At 62.7% G+C, this 17,123-nt stretch carries 15 protein-coding genes; 13 read left to right on the top strand and 2 right to left on the bottom strand.

The annotated features are described in order from the left end of the window. Positions 1-123 precede the first annotated feature (123 nt). From nusA to gyrA, 11 genes are all read left to right on the top strand, one after another. Positions 124-1,629 carry a transcription termination factor NusA gene (gene nusA / locus VMA74_RS08965; RefSeq protein ID WP_325366296.1) on the top strand — a complete coding sequence of 502 codons (1,506 nt, stop codon included), beginning with the start codon at positions 124-126 and terminating at the stop codon, positions 1,627-1,629. Positions 1,630-1,776: 147 nt separating this feature from the next. Beyond that, on the top strand, positions 1,777-4,605 hold the full coding sequence (gene infB, locus VMA74_RS08960; RefSeq protein ID WP_325366295.1) for a translation initiation factor IF-2: 2,829 nt from the start codon (positions 1,777-1,779) through the stop codon (positions 4,603-4,605). A 136-nt stretch (positions 4,606-4,741) separates the two neighbouring features. Then, positions 4,742-5,110, top strand: coding sequence for a 30S ribosome-binding factor RbfA (gene rbfA, locus VMA74_RS08955; RefSeq protein ID WP_325366294.1), 369 nt, complete (start codon positions 4,742-4,744; stop codon positions 5,108-5,110). 40 nt (positions 5,111-5,150) lie between these two features. Next, positions 5,151-6,083: a tRNA pseudouridine(55) synthase TruB gene (truB, locus tag VMA74_RS08950; RefSeq protein WP_325366293.1), complete on the top strand. Its 933-nt coding sequence runs from the start codon at positions 5,151-5,153 to the stop codon at positions 6,081-6,083. Between the two features lie 153 nt (positions 6,084-6,236). Beyond that, positions 6,237-6,506 carry a 30S ribosomal protein S15 gene (rpsO, locus tag VMA74_RS08945; protein WP_325366292.1) on the top strand — a complete coding sequence of 90 codons (270 nt, stop codon included), beginning with the start codon at positions 6,237-6,239 and terminating at the stop codon, positions 6,504-6,506. Between the two features lie 19 nt (positions 6,507-6,525). Then, positions 6,526-8,631 carry a polyribonucleotide nucleotidyltransferase gene (gene pnp / locus VMA74_RS08940; RefSeq protein WP_325366291.1) on the top strand — a complete coding sequence of 702 codons (2,106 nt, stop codon included), beginning with the start codon at positions 6,526-6,528 and terminating at the stop codon, positions 8,629-8,631. A gap of 76 nt (positions 8,632-8,707) precedes the next feature. Then, positions 8,708-9,793 (top strand): poly(R)-hydroxyalkanoic acid synthase subunit PhaE, encoded by a 1,086-nt coding sequence (locus VMA74_RS08935; protein WP_414649585.1) that lies wholly within the window; start codon positions 8,708-8,710, stop codon positions 9,791-9,793. 9 nt (positions 9,794-9,802) lie between these two features. After that, on the top strand, positions 9,803-10,870 hold the full coding sequence (gene phaC / locus VMA74_RS08930) for a class III poly(R)-hydroxyalkanoic acid synthase subunit PhaC (RefSeq protein WP_325366289.1): 1,068 nt from the start codon (positions 9,803-9,805) through the stop codon (positions 10,868-10,870). Positions 10,871-11,005: 135 nt separating this feature from the next. After that, positions 11,006-12,025, top strand: a complete 1,020-nt coding sequence (gene mtnA / locus VMA74_RS08925) for an S-methyl-5-thioribose-1-phosphate isomerase (protein WP_325366288.1) — start codon at positions 11,006-11,008, stop codon at positions 12,023-12,025. Beyond that, complete coding sequence (locus VMA74_RS08920) at positions 12,022-12,432, top strand: GtrA family protein (RefSeq protein WP_325366287.1); 411 nt, start codon at positions 12,022-12,024, stop codon at positions 12,430-12,432. The genes mtnA and VMA74_RS08920 overlap by 4 nt, the downstream gene beginning before the upstream one ends. 138 nt (positions 12,433-12,570) lie before the next feature. Further along, complete coding sequence (gene gyrA / locus VMA74_RS08915; RefSeq protein WP_325366286.1) at positions 12,571-15,162, top strand: DNA gyrase subunit A; 2,592 nt, start codon at positions 12,571-12,573, stop codon at positions 15,160-15,162. A gap of 78 nt (positions 15,163-15,240) precedes the next feature. Here the strand turns inward: gyrA and VMA74_RS08910 are convergent, their stop codons facing one another. After that, complete coding sequence (locus VMA74_RS08910; RefSeq protein ID WP_325366285.1) at positions 15,241-15,549, bottom strand: hypothetical protein; 309 nt, start codon at positions 15,547-15,549, stop codon at positions 15,241-15,243. Positions 15,550-15,706: 157 nt separating this feature from the next. After that, complete coding sequence (locus VMA74_RS08905; protein ID WP_325366284.1) at positions 15,707-16,195, bottom strand: peroxiredoxin; 489 nt, start codon at positions 16,193-16,195, stop codon at positions 15,707-15,709. 140 nt (positions 16,196-16,335) lie between these two features. Between VMA74_RS08905 and VMA74_RS08900 the strand changes: the two genes are divergently transcribed. Together VMA74_RS08900 and VMA74_RS08895 are read left to right on the top strand one after the other, a co-directional pair. Next, a complete protein-coding gene (locus tag VMA74_RS08900; RefSeq protein WP_325366283.1) occupies positions 16,336-16,782 on the top strand; it encodes an Hsp20/alpha crystallin family protein in 447 nt (148 codons plus the stop codon). A gap of 143 nt (positions 16,783-16,925) precedes the next feature. Then, a partial coding sequence (locus VMA74_RS08895; protein ID WP_325366282.1) for a DnaJ domain-containing protein occupies positions 16,926-17,123 on the top strand: 198 nt, incomplete at its 3' end.

Below are 17,123 nucleotides of genomic sequence, written 5' to 3'. Positions count from 1 at the left end.
TGGGCAGCGCTCGGTTACGTGCCGCAGCCCAAACCCGGCGGTCGCAAGCCGGGCAAGAAAAAAGGGTAGAACTTAAGGTCAATCTGTGATGGAACGCTGGACGGCGTTCCCGGAGTGGTTGCAATGAGCAAAGAACTTTTGCTGGTCGTTGATGCGGTTGCCAACGAAAAAGGCGTCTCGCGCGATGTGATCTTCCAGGCGATGGAAGCGGCATTGGCGTCCGCTGCAAAAAAACGTTATCCGGATGAAGACCCGGATATCCGCGTCAGTATCGACCGCAACTCGGGCGACTACGAAACCTTCCGTCGCTGGGAAGTCATCGCCGACGATGGCGAGATGGAATCACCGTTCCGGCAGCTACGCCTGATGGATGCCGAAGACGAGCGCCCGGGTGCGCAGATCGGCGAATTCATCGAGCAGCAGATTGAAAACGCCGAATTCGGCCGCATTGCAGCTCAGGCTGCCAAGCAGGTGATCGTGCAGCGCGTGCGCGAAGCCGAGCGCCAGCAAGTGGTCGACGCGTTCAAGGATCGCGTGGGCGAGCTGGTCACCGGCATCGTCAAGCGGGTCGAGCGTGGCAACGTCTATCTCGATCTGGGCGGCAACGCCGAAGCCTTCATTCCGCGCGACAAGACCATTCCGCGTGAATCGCACCGCGTCGGCGACCGCGTGCGCGGCTACCTGTTCGAAGTGAAATCCGAGGCGCGCGGTCCGCAGCTGTTCGTGTCGCGCGCGGCGCCGGAATTCATGATCGAGCTGTTCAAGCTCGAAGTGCCGGAAGTCGGCCAGGGCCTGGTGGAAATCAAGGGCTGCGCCCGCGATCCGGGCGATCGCGCCAAGATCGCCGTGGTGGCGCACGACAGCCGCACCGACCCGATCGGCGCCTGCATCGGCATGCGCGGTTCGCGCGTGCAGGCGGTGTCGAACGAGCTCAACGGCGAACGCGTGGACATCATCCTGTGGCACGAGAACCAGGCCCAGTACGTGATCAACGCGATGGCGCCGGCCGAAGTGCAATCCATCATCATGGATGAAGACAAGCACTCGATGGACATCGCGGTGGCCGAGGACAAGCTCTCTCAGGCCATCGGCCGCGGCGGCCAGAACGTGCGCCTGGCCAGCAAGCTCACCGGCTGGCAGCTCAACGTAATGACCCAGGACCAAGTCGCCGCCAAGAGCGAGGCCGAACAGGAATCTTCCCGCCAGCTGTTCATGGACAAGCTGGAAGTGGACCAGGAAATCGCCAACATCCTGGTGCAGGAAGGCTTCTCCAGCGTCGAGGAAATTGCCTACGTGCCGAGCGCGGAACTGCTGGCTATCGAAGGCTTCGACGAAGACATCGTCGAAGAACTGCGCGCCCGTGCTCGCGACTCGCTGCTGACCGAGGCACTGGCGGTGGAGGAGAACCTGGACGAGCACCAGCCTTCGCAGGAGCTGCTGGACATGGACGGCATGGATGAAGCGACGGCTTACGCGCTGGCGGAGCGCGGCGTCGTCACGATGGATGATCTGGCCGACCTCGCGGTCGACGACATGATCGACATCGAGGGCATGGACGAGGATCGTGCTGCGGCACTCATCATGGCGGCGCGTGCGCCGATGATTGCGCGGCTGGAGAAAGGCGGCTAACCGCGGGACGGCAGCGTCCCGGATGGGCGCGCCGGGAGACCGATTGCGGTCTCCACCAGGGACGGAGGTGGCCGTGCAGGAACATGTTTCATCAAGAACAGGTTTTGTACGGACGATAAGCGCGGGAACGGCGGAGAAAGAATCACGATGTCGGACGTCACAATCAAACAACTCGCCCAGGTTCTGGGCATGCCCGTCGATCGGCTGCTGACGCAGCTGGGCGAAGCCGGCATGAAATTCTCGAACCCGGAGCAGGTCATCAGCAGCACCGAGAAGGTGAAACTGCTGGGCTTTCTGCGCCGCACACACGGCAAGGCAGATGCCACTGTCGAGGTGGAAGACTCCTCGCCGCGGCAGATCACCCTCAAGCGCCGCAAGATCAGCGAATTGAAGGTGTCCACGCCGGGTGGCCGCGGTACCTCCAATGCCAAGACGGTGAACGTGGAAGTGCGCGCCAAGCGCACCTACGTCAAGCGCAGCGTGATTGCCGAGGAAGCGAGCACGGATACCGAGCGCGAAGAGGCCTTGCGGCGCCTGCAGGAATCGCAGCATCAGCGCGAGCAGGAAGAGCAGGAACGCACAGAGCGCACAGAACGCGTGGAAGCCGAGCGTCGGCGCCAGGAAGAGGCGCATCAGCGGGCTGAAGAAGAAGCGGCGCGGCGCGAAGCCGAAGCAGCCGAACGCGCTCGCCAGCAGGCTGCAGCGGAAGCCGCTGCCGAGGCGCAGGTCGCGCATCAGGTGCAGCAGCAATCCGTGCATGTCGAAGAAGAAAAGCCGGTGCGTGAACCCGAACCGGCAGCCAAACCCGAGGAAGAAAAAGTGGCCGAATCCCCGGCCGTGCAGCGCATCGATCCCAATTCACTGGGCATGATCCTGCCGCGCATTCATGAGCCGCGTAAGCGCGAGAAGAAGCCCATTGCAGCCGCACCCGCTGCCGCAGCACCCGCGCCGGCCCCAGCCCCGGCACCCGCTGCGGCGCCTGCGCCGAGCAGCGGTGCCGATCGTGGCAAGGCCAAGCACGGCGGCGGCTTCCGCAGCCGTGACGAGGTGGCCGGCGGCAAGCGTTTCGCGGCCGGCGAGCTGCATCTGTCTGATGCCGATCGCGCACGCCGTTCCAAGCGTGGCAAGACGGGCAGGGCCGCTGTGCGCGAAGCCCCTCGTGGCGGCGCCCAGACGGCTGGTACGCATGGTTTTTCCAGGCCCACCGCGCCGGTCGTGCGTGAAGTGGTCGTGGGCGAGGCCAACGTGGTCGCCGAGCTGGCGCAGAAGATGGCGGTCAAGGGCTCCGAAGTGGTCAAGGCGCTGTTCAAGATGGGCGTGATGGCCACCATCAACCAGACCATCGATCGCGATACGGCGATGCTGGTGGTGGAAGAGCTCGGCCATAAGGCGGTGGAAGCCAGCGAGCAGGGCGCCGAAGCCGCGCTGGCTGCGCACACCCAGAGCGCCGAGCTGGAAGGCGAGCGCGAGTCGCGCCCGCCGGTGGTCACCATCATGGGCCACGTCGACCACGGCAAGACCTCGCTGCTCGACTACATCCGCCGCACCAAGGTGGCCTCCGGTGAAGCAGGTGGCATCACCCAGCACATCGGTGCGTATCACGTAGAAACGCCCAAGGGCGTGATCACGTTCCTGGACACCCCCGGCCACGCCGCGTTCACCGCGATGCGCGCGCGCGGCGCCCAGTCCACGGACATCGTGGTGCTGGTGGTGGCCGCTGACGACGGCGTCATGCCGCAAACGCAAGAGGCGGTGCAGCATGCGCGTGCGGCCAAAGTGCCGCTGATCGTCGCGATCAACAAAATGGACAAGTCCGACGCCAATCCGGATCACGTCAAGCAAGGCCTCGGCAATCTTGAGGTGATCCCGGAAGAATGGGGCGGCGATACACCGTTCGTGCCGGTGTCGGCCAAGACCGGCATGGGCGTGGACGACCTGCTCGACGCCATTTCGGTGCAGGCTGAAATCATGGAGCTGACGGCGGTCAAGGAAGGCGCGGCCTCCGGCGTGGTGATCGAATCGAGCCTGGATCGCGGCCGCGGTCCAGTGGCGACCGTGCTGGTGCAGCAGGGCACGCTCAAGCGCGGCGACTTCGTGGTGTGCGGCATCGAATATGGCCGCATGCGCGCGCTGATCGACGAGACCGGCAAGACCGTGCAGGAAGCCGGCCCCTCGATTCCGGTGCAGGTGCTCGGCTTGTCCGGCGTGCCGGAGGCGGGCGACGATTTCGTGGCCGTGGCCGACGAGCGCCTGGCGCGTGAAGTGGCAGCCGAGCGTCAGTTGAAGCGCCGCGAAACGCGCATGGTCAGCAAGGCCAACCGCCTGGAAGACATCATGGCGCAGATGGGCCAGGCCACCGAGCAGCAGACGCTCAACATCCTGGTCAAGGCCGACGTGCAGGGTTCGGTGCAGGCCTTGCGCGATTCGCTCAGCCAGATTGGCAACGAGAACGTGAAGGTGAACGTGATCGCGGCTGGCGTCGGCGGCATCACCGAATCGGACGCCACGCTGGCGGCGGCCTCCAAGGCGCTGATCATCGGCTTCAACGTGCGTGCCGATGCCTCGGCGCGCAAGGTGATCGATACCGCCGGCCTGGACGTGCGCTATTTCTCGATCATCTACGACGTGATCGACCAGGTGAAGCAGGCGGCTTCCGGTTTGCTCGGCGTGGAAGTGCGCGAGGAAATCATCGGCATCGCCCAGGTACGCGACGTGTTCCGCAGCTCCAAGTTCGGCGCCGTGGCTGGCTGCATGGTGACCGAAGGCATGGTCAAGCGCAGCAAGCCGATCCGCGTGCTGCGCAACAACACCGTGATCTTCCAGGGCGAACTGGAATCGCTGCGCCGCTTCAAGGATCTGGTGGACGAAGTCCGCGGCGGCATGGAATGCGGTATCGCCGTGAAGCAGTACAACGACGTAAAGGTGGGCGACCAGATCGAGTGCTTCGAGCGCATCGAAGTGGCCAGGACGTTGTAACGCTTTGCGTTGCAACGTCCGGGAATCGTAAATCGGGAATCGCAAATCGTCAGGCGTTTCCCGGCGCGATTTCCCTTCTGGCTTCGAAAGCTTCTGTTTTTCACCCTTCCCGATTTTCGATTCCCGGCCTTTATTCATGCCCTCACGCGATTTCAAACGCACCGACCGCGTCAGCGCCGAACTCCGTCGTGAGTTGGGCACGCTGGTGCACGCTGCCGTGCGCGACCATGGTCTGCCGTCGTGCAGCGTGTCGGATGTGGAAGTCACGCGCGATCTGGATTGGGCCACGGTGTGGGTCACTGCGTTGCTGCCGGAACAGTCCAAGGACGTGGTAAAGACGCTCAACGAACTGGCGGGCGAATTTCGCCGTTCGTTGTCGCGCTCGATGCGCCTGCGCCGCGTGCCGGAATTGCGCTTCAAGTACGACGATTCCGTGGACAAGGGCGAGCGCATCGACCAACTGCTGCGCGAAAACCCGGCACCCGACGCCGATCACCAAGACTGACGCGCCCCTCTCCCATGGAGAGGGCTGGCTACCACACACCATGAGCCGTCGCCGCCATCGCCCCGATGCCCGTGACTTGCACGGCATCCTGTTGCTCGACAAACCGCTGGGCATGAGCTCCAACAAAGCGCTGCAAATGGCGATCGCCATCCTGCGCGCGGCCAAGGGCGGCCATACCGGCGCACTCGATCCGCTGGCCACCGGGCTGTTGCCGCTGTGCTTCGGCGAGGGCACCAAGCTGGCCGGCAACCTGCTGGGCTCGCGCAAGGCCTATCTGGCGGAGTGCCACCTGGGCATCACCACGACCACCGCTGACCTTGAGGGCGAGGTGCTCGCGCAACGCCCGGTACCCACCCTGGATGAGGCCGCCATCGAAGCCGCGCTGGCGCCGCTGCGTGGCCGGGTCGTTCAGGTGCCGCCGGTGTACTCGGCCATCAAGCGGGGCGGTGAGCCGCTTTATCTCAAGGCGCGCCGCGGGGAAGCGGTAGAAGCGCCGCCGCGGGAGGTGGATATCTACCGGCTGGAACTGGTTTCCCGCACGGAAAATACCCTTTCGCTGTATGTGGAATGCGGCGCGGGCACCTATATACGCAGCCTGGCCGTGGACCTTGGCGAGAAACTGGGCTGCGGCGCCCACCTGAGTGCCCTGCGGCGCTTGTGGGTGGAGCCCTTCCGCGAGCCGGCGATGGTGAGCCTGGATGAGCTGCGCGAAGCGGCCGACAAGGGCCTCGCGGCGGTGGAGCGGCTGCTGCTGCCCCTGGCGGCCGGCGTGGCAGACCTGCCGGCGCTCCAACTGGACGATGCCGGCGCCCAGGCCGTCTCACAGGGGCGCCAGATCGATTGGCCCGAGGGACAGCCAGGCGCGCATGCGGCTGCCTTCGCCCCGGATGGGCGGCTGCTGGCCCTGGTGGACTGCGATGAACGGGGGCGGATCCGCATACTTCGCGGTTTCAATCTGCCTGCAGCCATTTAACGTGTTATGTGATGGTCTTGTTGCAATCCACCGGCCCTCGGTACAATACCGCGCTTGATTCAGACTTTTCTCTCAACCTGTCGGAGCTTGCGCAACGTCATCAGGCGGTGATGTTGCGCAAGTTCCGCATCTGTTTTTTTAAGGAAGACACACATGTCCCTCACCGCAGAACAGTCCAGCAAGATCATTGCTGACTTCGGCCACGCGCCGAACGACACCGGTTCCCCGGAAGTGCAGGTTGCCCTGCTTTCCGCCCGCATCGAACACCTCACCGATCATTTCAAGACACACAAGCAGGATCATCACTCCCGCCGTGGTCTGCTGAAGCTGGTTAACCAGCGTAAACGCTTGCTCGGCTATCTCAAGGACCGCGATTTGGCTCGCTATCAGGGCCTCATTGAGCGCCTTGGCCTGCGTCGCTGATCGGACGAGGACACCCAAAGTGGCGAAAGTAACCAAGTCATTCCAGTACGGTAATCACGAAGTCACACTGGAGACGGGCGAAATCGCCCGCCAGGCTTCGGGCGCCGTCATGGTCAGCATGGGCGGTACCGTGGTGTTAGTCACCGTGGTCGCCGCTACCAAGGCGAAAGACGGGCAGGATTTCTTCCCGCTCACCGTCGACTACGTCGAGAAGTTCTATTCCGCCGGCCGCATCCCGGGCGGATTCTTCAAGCGCGAAGGCCGCCCGACCGAGAAAGAAACCCTCACCTCGCGTCTGATCGACCGTCCGGTCCGTCCGCTGTTCCCTGAAGAATTCAAGAACGAAGTGCAGATCATCGCCCAGGTGATCTCGCTCAACCCTGAAATCGACGGCGACGTCCCCGCCATGATCGGCGCCTCAGCGGCGCTGAGCCTGGCCGGTATTCCGTTCAAGGGACCGATCGGTGCCGCGCGCGTCGGCTATGCCAACGGCCAGTACCTGCTGAACCCGACCGTCACGGAACTGAAGACCTCCGATCTGGATCTGGTCGTCGCCGGCACGGCCAACGCCGTGCTGATGGTGGAATCCGAGGCCAAGCTGCTCAGCGAAGAAGTGATGCTGGGCGCGGTGGTGTTCGGCCACCAGCAGATGCAATCGGTGGTGACGGCCATCAATGCATTCGTGGCTGAAGCCGGCCGCAAACCGTTCCAGTGGCAAGCACCGGCTCGCAACGACGCGCTGTTCAACGACATCCAGAGCATCCTTGGCGATCGCCTGGAAAAGGCGTTCGCGATTCGCGACAAGCTGGAGCGTCGCGATGCCATTGCCGCGCTGAAGGCCGACATCAAGACCGGTATCGCTGAAACCGCGGCGTCGCACGGCTGGACCGATCTCGACATCAGCAATGCTTTCGCCGAAATCGAATACCGCACCATGCGCGACGGTGTGCTGAAGACCAAGGTGCGCATCGACGGCCGCAACCTGGACGACATCCGCCCGATCTCCGTGCGCGTGGGCGTGCTGCCGCGTACGCATGGCTCGGCGCTGTTCACCCGCGGTGAAACCCAGGCGCTGGTCGTGGCCACGCTGGGTACCGCGCGCGATGCGCAGATCATCGACGCGCCGGAAGGCGAGTCGAAGGACCCCTTCCTGTTCCACTACAACTTCCCGCCGTTCTCGGTGGGCGAGGCCGGTCGCTTCGGCGCGCCGAAGCGCCGCGAGATTGGCCATGGCCGCCTTGCCAAGCGTGGCGTGCAAGCGGTGAAGCCGGCGATGGAAGAGTTCCCGTACGTGCTGCGCGTGGTGTCCGAAATCACCGAGTCGAACGGTTCGTCGTCGATGGCATCCGTATGCGGCTCCTCGCTGGCACTGATGGACGCCGGCGTACCGCTGAAGGCGCCGGTGGCGGGTATCGCCATGGGCCTGGTGAAGGAAGGCAGTGACTTTGTCGTGCTGTCGGATATCCTGGGCGACGAAGACCACCTCGGCGATATGGACTTCAAGGTGGCCGGTAGCGCCGAAGGCGTGTCCGCGCTGCAGATGGACATCAAGATCGAAGGCATCACCGAAGAGATCATGAAGTTGGCGCTGGAGCAGGCCAAGCGTGGCCGTCTGCACATCCTGGGCGAAATGGCCAAGGTGATCAGCCAGCCGCGCGCGGAGATGAGCGAGTACGCACCTCGCCTGCTCACCATCAAGATCCATCCGGACAAGATCCGCGAAGTGATCGGCAAGGGTGGCGCCACCATCCGCGCCATCACCGAAGAAACCGGCACCACCATCGACATCACCGACGACGGCACCGTGGTGATCGCCTCGGTCAATCGCGAAGCCGCCAATGCAGCCAAGGCGCGCATCGAGCAGATCGTCTCCGACGTCGAGCCGGGCCGCATCTACGAAGGCAAGGTGGCCAAGCTGATGGATTTCGGTGCGTTCGTCACGATCCTGCCGGGCAAGGACGGCTTGGTGCACGTGTCGCAGATTTCCAACGAGCGCGTGGAGAAGGTCTCCGACAAACTCAAGGAAGGCGATATCGTCAAGGTGAAGGTGCTGGAAGTGGATAAGCAGGGCCGCATCCGCCTGTCTATGAAGGCGGTCACCGAGGACGAAGGCGCCAGCGTCTGAGTGCTTTTCTGACAAGCTGATCCATCGAAAACGCCCGGATCAATAGCCGGGCGTTTTCGTTTCTGAAACTTGGTATTTGGTACGATCTGCGCTTCACCTTGAGGATGCAGGTATGCCCGACCAGGCGAATGATTTCATGAAGGACTACTACCAGGCCTTCGCTCAACAATCCTGGGACGCCTGGATGCGTTATCTGCAACAGCAGCAGCCGGGCCAGCCCAATCCGTTCGGCATGATGGGCATGGGCATGATGGGCGCCCCGGCGATGCCGCAGGACGATCTGCTCACCCGCAGCCTGGCAAGCCTCAAGGCCTACGGCAACTGGCTGCAACAGGCCGCCACCGGAGCGGGGTTGGGGCAGCAGACCAACCCGTGGCAGCAACCTGCCGCCATGCAGTCGTTTCTTTCCGCTTTCACCCAGCCCTTCCAACAGGCCGTGGCCGGCATCGACAGCGCCTCCGCCTTCGGCATGGACCATCAGTGGCAAGCGTGGCTGCAAGCCATGCAGCAGACCGGCATGGCTGCGGGCATGCCAACCAGCCAGATGGCGACATTCGGCCTCACGCGTGAATTCCAGCTCGACCAGCAGGCGTTGCAGACCGCCATGCAGGAATACGCGCAGATCAATGCACGCTACCAGGGTCTGCTGCAGAAGGTGAATGCGCAAGGCATTGCCAAACTGCAGGAGATGCTGGCGCGGCATGGTGAACCCGGCAAACAGGTTGAATCCTTCAAGGCGCTCTATGACCTGTGGGTAGATGCAATGGAAGATGCCTATGCCGAAATGGCGCTTTCGCAGGAATATCGCGACGTATTCGGCGCATTGGTGAATGCGCAGATGCAGGTACGCAAGCTGCAACAGCAACACACCGAACAGGTGTGCCGTGAACTAGGCATCCCCACGCGCAGCGAAGTAAACAGCCTGGGCAAGCGTGTGCAACAACTACGACGCGAATTGAAGGCGCGCGGGCAGGTTGAACCTGCTGTGGATCCCTCTCTGGTCGATACGCTGCAGGCCGAAATCGCATCCCTGAAGCAAGCGCTCGCGGCAACCAAAGCGGCGAAGGTGCATCCGATCCAACGGCCGGCCAAGGGCCAAAATGGCAAAACCCCTTCGCAACGCACGAAAGCCACGCGCTCTGCCGCCGGCAAGCGGAAGTAAGGAACACGCATGCAAAACCCCTTCCATATCGATCCGCAGCAGGCGTTCAATGAAATCGCCGCCTTCCAGCGCAAGCTCGCAGCCGGCTTGCAGAACCTGCGCGGCCTGGGTGAGCAGGCCTACGCCAACACGCCGCGCGAAGCGGTGTATCGGGAAGACAAGCTCACCGTCTGGCACATGAAGGGCAACAACAAGCCCACCGCGCGCGTGCCGGTTCTCGTGGTCTACGCGCTGGTCAACACCGTGTGGATGACGGATCTGCAGGAAGACCGCTCGCTGGTGCGCAACTTGCTGGAGCAGGGTGAGGATGTTTACCTCATCGATTGGGGTTATCCGGATGGCGCGGATCGCTGGCTCACCTTGGATGATTATCTCAACGGTTATCTCGATCGTGCCGTGGATGCGGTCTGCCAGCGCAACGGCCTGGATACCATCAACCTGCTCGGTATCTGCCAGGGCGGTACGTTCTCGCTGTGCTACACCGCCATGCATCCGGAGAAGGTCAAGAACCTGGTCACCATGGTGACGCCGGTGGATTTCCGCACGCCGGACAACATGCTTTCGCATTGGGTACAAAGCATGGACGTGGATCTGTTCGTCGATACGCTGGGCAACATTCCGGCGGAACTGATGAACTGGGTGTACCTGATGCTCAAGCCCCTGCGCCTGAATCAGCAGAAGTACGTCAGCATGGTCGACATCCTCGACAATCCGCAGGAACTAAAAAACTTCCTGCGCATGGAGCGCTGGATCTTCGACTCGCCCGATCAGGCCGGCGAAGCCTTCCGTGAATTCATCAAGGAATTCTTCCAGCAGAACAAGCTGATCAAGGGCGACCTGCAAATCGGCCGGCAGCCGGTGGATCTGGGCATGGTGACGCAGCCCGTGCTCAACATCTACGCCACGCAGGACCACCTCGTGCCGCCGGATGCCTCGCGTGCCTTGCAACGCCACGTCGGCACCACGGATTACACCGAGATCGCCTTCAAGGGCGGGCATATCGGCATCTACGTGTCCGGCCGCGCGCAGCGTGAAGTGGCGCCGTCCATTCATCAGTGGCTGCGCACACGTAGCTGACAACCCAAGGATATGCAGGCGCAGGCTGGGTCAGTGCAGCGTGGCCCAGCAACAGCCGCTGGATCGGTTGGGCTTTGTCCTTTCGCGACAACTTCTTTGAATGGGCGCGCAAAGCATTGCTGCTAAACTAGCGCGATGACCAGCCTCGCAACCGCTCACGACACCATCCGCGCCGTGCAATGGCGTGGCGATCATCTCCGCTTGCTGGATCAGCGCCTGCTGCCGGCCGAGGAACAATGGCTTGATTGCCGGGATTACACGGCAGTCATCCACGCCATCAAGGATCTGGCCGTGCGTGGCGCACCAGCCATCGGCATTGCCGCAGCCTGGGGCGTGGTGCTTGCTGCGCAGCAGGGCGCGCCCATGGAGCAGGCGCTGGCGGAGCTTCGCGCGGCACGCCCTACGGCGGTAAACCTGATGTGGGCACTCGACCGCATGAAGGCGCACATGGCCGACGCTGCGGACACCGCCGCCCTGGAACGCGAAGCGCAAGCCATCCAGGACGAAGACCTCGCCGCCAATCGCCACATGGGCGAACTGGGGGCCAGTCTGATCGCACCCGGTTCCGGGGTCATGACCCATTGCAACACCGGCTCGCTGGCCACGTCCGGTTACGGCACCGCGCTCGGCGTGATCCGCGCCGGCGTCGCGGCAGGGCGTATCAACCAGGTATTTGCGGGCGAAACGCGCCCCTGGCAGCAGGGTGCACGGCTCACCATGTGGGAGCTGGTGCGTGATGGCATTCCCGCCAAGCTGATCGCCGATTCGGCCGCCTCGCACCTGATGAAGTCGGGCGCGGTGACGTGGGTGATCGTCGGAGCGGACCGCATCGCTGCCAATGGCGACACTGCCAACAAGATCGGTACCTATCAGCTCGCCATCGCCGCACGCCACCACGGCGTCAAGTTCATGGTGGTGGCGCCGTCGTCCACCGTGGACATGGCGACGGCATCGGGCGATGACATCGACATCGAACTGCGCGATACCGCAGAACTGCTCAGCGTAGCGGGGCGCCGCACGGTGGTCGAAGGTGCGCAAGCCTGGAATCCGGTGTTCGACGTTACGCCCGCTTCGCTCATTGATGCCATCGTTACCGAGCGCGGCGTGATCGCGCAGCCCACGCTTGAACGCATGCGAGCTGTATTCGCCGCATGAGGTTGCGCCATGAAGTCGTCCTGTTTGCGATCGGCGGGGCGATCGGCTTCATCGTCGATGCCGGCATCGTGCAGACTTTGGTTACCTTCGCGCACTTCAATCCTTACGCCGGCCGGGTGATCTCCTTTCTGGCAGCTGCCACGGTCACGTGGTGGTGGAATCGCAGTCATACCTTTGCAGCGCGCCAGAGCGGGCGCTCGTTGACCATGGAATGGCTGCACTGGATGGCGTTGATGAGCGGTGGCGCCGCAGTGAATTACGCCGCCTACGTGGTCTGTCTGATGGCATTTCCGAGCTGGCATAAATGGCCTGTGTTTGCTGTCGGGGTGGGCTCGATTTTCGCTGCCGTCGTCAATTTCGTAAGCGCCCGCATGCTGCTTTTCCGGCGCGCCAAAACCGGCTCGTAACTTATTGATTAAAAAGGCAAAAATTGAGCCTTTTCAAGGGCTGCTGTGGTACAATTCCAAGTTACCGCCTGACTCTCGCAGACACGCGCCCGGCGTGCCTGTTACAGGGCTCTTATTTGCTACCAGGGAAGCCGATTGATGGCAGATCTCGCCAAAGAAGTCATCCGCGTCAATATCGAAGACGAAATGCGCCAGAGCTACCTCGATTACGCCATGAGCGTGATCGTGGGACGCGCCCTCCCGGATGTCCGCGATGGCTTGAAGCCCGTCCATCGCCGTGTGTTGTTCGGCATGTACGAGGCCAATAATGTCTGGAACCGCCCTTACGTGAAATGCGCCCGCATCGTCGGTGACGTGATGGGTAAATTCCATCCGCACGGCGACAGCTCCATTTACGATGCGCTGGTGCGCATGGCGCAGGACTTCTCCTTGCGTTATCCGCTGGTCGACGGGCAGGGCAACTTCGGTTCGATCGACGGCGATGCCGCCGCGGCCATGCGTTACACCGAGTGCCGCATGGAACGCCTGTCCTCCGAGCTGCTGGCGGATATCGACAAGGAAACCGTCGATTTCGTGCCGAACTACGACGAGAAGGAACTGGAGCCTTCCGTCCTGCCGACGCGTGTTCCCAACCTGCTGATCAACGGCTCGGCGGGTATCGCCGTGGGCATGGCGACCAATGTGCCGCCGCACAATCTCAGCGAAGTGATCGCCGCGACCATCGCCTTGATCGATGAGCCGTCGCTGTCGATCGACGACCTGATGCAGCACGTCCGCGGTCCGGATTTCCCCACTGCCGGCATCATCAACGGTGCGGCCGGTATCGTGGAGGCCTACCGCACGGGCCGCGGCCGCATCCTGGTGCGTGCGCGTACCGAGATCGAAACCGAATCCAACGGCCGCGAGACGATCATCGTCCACGAGCTGCCGTATCAGGTGAACAAGGCACGCCTGATCGAGAAGATCGCCGAGCTGGTGAAGGAAAAGCGCCTCGAAGGCATCTCCGAGCTGCGCGATGAATCCGACAAGGACGGTATGCGCGTCGTCATCGAGATCCGCCGCGACTCGATGGCCGACGTGGTGCTCAACAATCTGTTCCAGCAGACGCAGCTGCAAGTCACCTTCGGCATCAACATGGTGGCGTTGGTCGACGGCCAGCCGCGCACGTTGAACCTCAAGGAAATCCTCGAGGCATTCATTCGCCACCGCCGTGAAGTGGTCACGCGGCGCACGATTTTCGAACTGCGCAAGGCGCGCGCTCGCGCCCACATCCTGGAAGGTCTTGCCGTCGCGCTCGCCAACATCGACGAGATGATCGAGCTGATCAAAACCTCCGCCTCCCCGCAGGAGGCGAGAGAGCGCATGGTCGCGCGCAAATGGCAGCCAGGCCTGGTTTCCTCGCTGCTCGCTGCGGCGGGTGCGGAAGCTTCGCGACCGGAAGACCTCGATCCGCGCGACGGTTTGAAACCGGATGGCTATCAGCTGTCCGACACGCAGGCGCAGGAAATCCTGGCCATGCGCCTGCACCGCCTGACCGGCCTGGAGCAGGAAAAGATCTCGGATGAATACCGCGAAATTCTGGAAGCGATCCGCGGCTTGATCCTGATCCTTGAAGATCCCGTGCGTCTGCTCGCCGTGATACGCGACGAACTTGACGTGATCAAGAGCGAGTACGGCGACGCGCGTCGCACCGAGATTCAGCCTTCGCAGGAAGATCTCAACGTGCTCGATCTGATCGCGCCGGAAGACGTCGTGGTCACGCTGTCGCATGCCGGTTACGTGAAGCGCCAGCCGATCAGCATCTATCGCGCGCAGCGCCGCGGCGGCAAGGGGCGCTCTGCATCAGCGTTGAAGGAAGAAGATTTCGTCGAACAGCTGTGGGTGGTCAACACGCACGACACGCTGCTCACCTTTACTAGCACTGGCCGTGTCTACTGGGTCAAGGTGTACCAGATGCCGGATGCCGGCCCGAACGCGCGCGGCAAGCCGATGGTGAACCTGCTGCCGCTGGCGGAAGGCGAGAAGGTGCAGGCTGTGTTGCCGGTGCATGAATACAGCGCTGATCGCTACGTATTCTTCGCCACCGCGCAAGGCACGGTAAAGAAAACCCCGCTTACCGAATTCGAATACCAGCTGCAGAAAGGCAAGATCGCCATCAACCTTGACGAAGGCGATGCCCTGGTGGGCGTGGTGCTCACCGATGGCAACAGCGACGTGCTGCTGTTCGCGTCGAACGGCAAGGTGGTGCGTTTCGACGAAAGCGAAGTGCGCCCGATGGGACGCACCGCCACCGGCGTACGCGGCATGAAGCTCACTGAGGAGGCGAAAGTCGTATCGCTGGTGGTGGCGCAGGAGGGCGACATCCTCACTGCCACCGAACGCGGCTACGGCAAGCGCACCGAGCTGGCCGAGTTCCCCAAGAAGGGCCGCGGCACGCAGGGCGTGATCGGTATCCAGTGTTCCGAGCGCAACGGCGCGCTGGTGGCCGCCATCCAGGTAGGTGATGCGCACGAGCTGATCCTGATTTCCAACCAGGGCACCCTGGTGCGCACCCGGTCGATGGAAATTTCGCAGCTTGGCCGCAACACGCAAGGCGTGACGCTGATCCGCCTGCCGGCGGAGGAATCGCTGGTCAGCGTGGTGCGCGTGGATGCCGACGAAGGCAACGGTGACGACGCCGAGGTGGACGAAGGCCCGGTGCCGACGCCGGATGCGCCGCCTGCGGAATAAGCGCGGTATCGCAAAAAAGCCTCGGTTCTGCCGAGGCTTTTTTGTTTCAGCACCGATGCTGTCGATCGACGCGCGCTGTCATTGATAGACCACGCTGACGAGCTTGGCGCCCGGTTTTGCGTACTGCGCGTAATAGTCCAGCAGTTCGCTGGCCAGCAGGGGCTGGGCGTGGGACAACGGTTCGACGGTGGTCTTTGTAGAGGGGTCGTCCAGCGTGGGCGAGGCCGTCATCGAAGGCACGGACGTGGGCTGGGTAATGGAACCGATAAAGGTGATCACGCCACCCGTTCCAGATATGTTTGCATGCATCGCCGTGGATGACGCGCATGCTGCCGATGACGAAAGACATGCCACCAGCAGTGGCATGTACAGCTTGTAGTGTTTCAAGAGGAATCTCCTGCACGCCCGGTGGACGTGATGACGCCTCCGTGCGCGAACCGGCTGGGCATGGCCGAGCCACCGGGTCGACTATGACGCCCTGGTGGCTAATCTGTAGGAGATTTCCCGTAATTGATGTGATCTAACGCTCGTAGTTTTGTAGGAATTAGCCAGGGACCGCATCGAGCATCGCTTCAGCCGTCGTAACGCGCAGCTCACCCGGCGACTCCACATGCAGGGACTTCACCACCCCGTTTTCCGCGTACAGCGAAAAACGGCGTGCGCGCATGCCCATCCCGTAAGCACTGCCGTCCATCTCTAGTCCCAGCGCTTGGGTAAATGCCCCGTTGCCGTCGGCCAGCAGCTTCAGCCCGGCCGGCACGCGCTGGGCTGTCGCCCAGGCTTTCATCACGTAGGCATCGTTCACCGCCATGCAGTACACCTCCACCCCGCGCGCTTTGAACAGGTCGAAATGCCGGACGTAGCCGGGCAGGTGCCGTTCCGAGCAGGTAGGCGTAAAGGCGCCGGGCACCGCGAACAGCACAACCTTGCGGCCGGCAAAAAGCGGGGCGGTGGTGGTGCGCTGGATGTCAGCGTCGCCGTCGATCACAGTGATCGGCGTGTCTGGTAGAGCTTGCCCAATTTGGATGGTCATGGAGATCTCCGCTTAAGCCTTGACAACGCCCGGCATGGTATCGCCGGGTTTGCCCGCCTGTCGCCTTGAAACGTATCGGCGGGGAACCTATCTGACGGTCAAGCGGCGGACTTGCCGCACCATTCTCGAGGGTTACAGCCATGCATCCTAGTCGAAATACTCTGTGGAGCGCCGGCACGTTGCCGGCTGAATTCCGCCAGGCGTTCGAGCGTTTCTTCCAAAACGAGGACAGCGATGGTTCCAGCGTCGTGACCAGCCAGTGGGCGCCGCGCGTGGACATCAAGGAAGAAGACCAGCGCTTCGTGATCTTCGTCGATGTGCCCGGCGTGGACCCCAACGATATCGAAGTAAGCATGGAAAAGGGCATTCTCACCATCAAGGGTGAGCGCACGGTGCAGAAGCAGGAGCAGAACGGTCGCTTCACGCGTGTCGAGCGCGCACACGGCAGCTTCCACCGCCGCTTTGCCTTGCCCGATAGCGCGGACGCCGACAGCATCAGCGCCACCGGCAAGCACGGCGTGCTGGAAATCGTGATTCCGAAGAAAGCGGAAAAGGCGCCGCGCCGCATCACCATCAACACGCAGTAACGCACTTCGCCAGCTGTTGCGCAGACGGCTCGCCGCGGACCATGATCCGCGGCGGGCTGCTTGTGTTGGGGGCGGACATGAGCATCAAGCCACGCATGCCATGCTGTGTGCGCGGCTCGATCTATCTTGTTTGAGGAGTGGCAGTGGAATTCAAAGATTATTACGACGTCCTGGGCGTCAAGCCTGACGCCAGCGAGGCCGAGATCAAGGCGGCCTATCGCAAGCTCGCGCGCAAATATCACCCGGACAAGAACAAGGAAGCCGGCGCCGAAGAAAAATTCAAGGCGGTCAACGAAGCCAATGAAGTGCTCCGCGATCCCGAAAAGCGCCGTGCCTACGAT

The sequence above is a fragment of the Dyella sp. genome, from assembly GCF_035508675.1.
Taxonomy (GTDB): Bacteria; Pseudomonadota; Gammaproteobacteria; order Xanthomonadales; family Rhodanobacteraceae; genus Dyella_B.
This window is presented reverse-complemented; position numbering and strand designations above follow the sequence as displayed.

What these genes read in the sequence shown, in the direction of transcription:
- nusA (WP_325366296.1), top strand. Translation starts at nt 124, where the DNA reads ATGAGCAAAGAACTTTTGCTGGTCGTTGATGCGGTTGCCAACGAAAAA.
- infB (WP_325366295.1), top strand. Translation starts at nt 1,777, where the DNA reads ATGTCGGACGTCACAATCAAACAACTCGCCCAGGTTCTGGGCATGCCC.
- rbfA (WP_325366294.1), top strand. Translation starts at nt 4,742, where the DNA reads ATGCCCTCACGCGATTTCAAACGCACCGACCGCGTCAGCGCCGAACTC.
- truB (WP_325366293.1), top strand. Translation starts at nt 5,151, where the DNA reads ATGAGCCGTCGCCGCCATCGCCCCGATGCCCGTGACTTGCACGGCATC.
- rpsO (WP_325366292.1), top strand. Translation starts at nt 6,237, where the DNA reads ATGTCCCTCACCGCAGAACAGTCCAGCAAGATCATTGCTGACTTCGGC.
- phaC (WP_325366289.1), top strand. Translation starts at nt 9,803, where the DNA reads ATGCAAAACCCCTTCCATATCGATCCGCAGCAGGCGTTCAATGAAATC.
- mtnA (WP_325366288.1), top strand. Translation starts at nt 11,006, where the DNA reads ATGACCAGCCTCGCAACCGCTCACGACACCATCCGCGCCGTGCAATGG.
- VMA74_RS08920 (WP_325366287.1), top strand. Translation starts at nt 12,022, where the DNA reads ATGAGGTTGCGCCATGAAGTCGTCCTGTTTGCGATCGGCGGGGCGATC.
- gyrA (WP_325366286.1), top strand. Translation starts at nt 12,571, where the DNA reads ATGGCAGATCTCGCCAAAGAAGTCATCCGCGTCAATATCGAAGACGAA.
- VMA74_RS08905 (WP_325366284.1), bottom strand. Translation starts at nt 16,195, where the DNA reads ATGACCATCCAAATTGGGCAAGCTCTACCAGACACGCCGATCACTGTG.
- VMA74_RS08900 (WP_325366283.1), top strand. Translation starts at nt 16,336, where the DNA reads ATGCATCCTAGTCGAAATACTCTGTGGAGCGCCGGCACGTTGCCGGCT.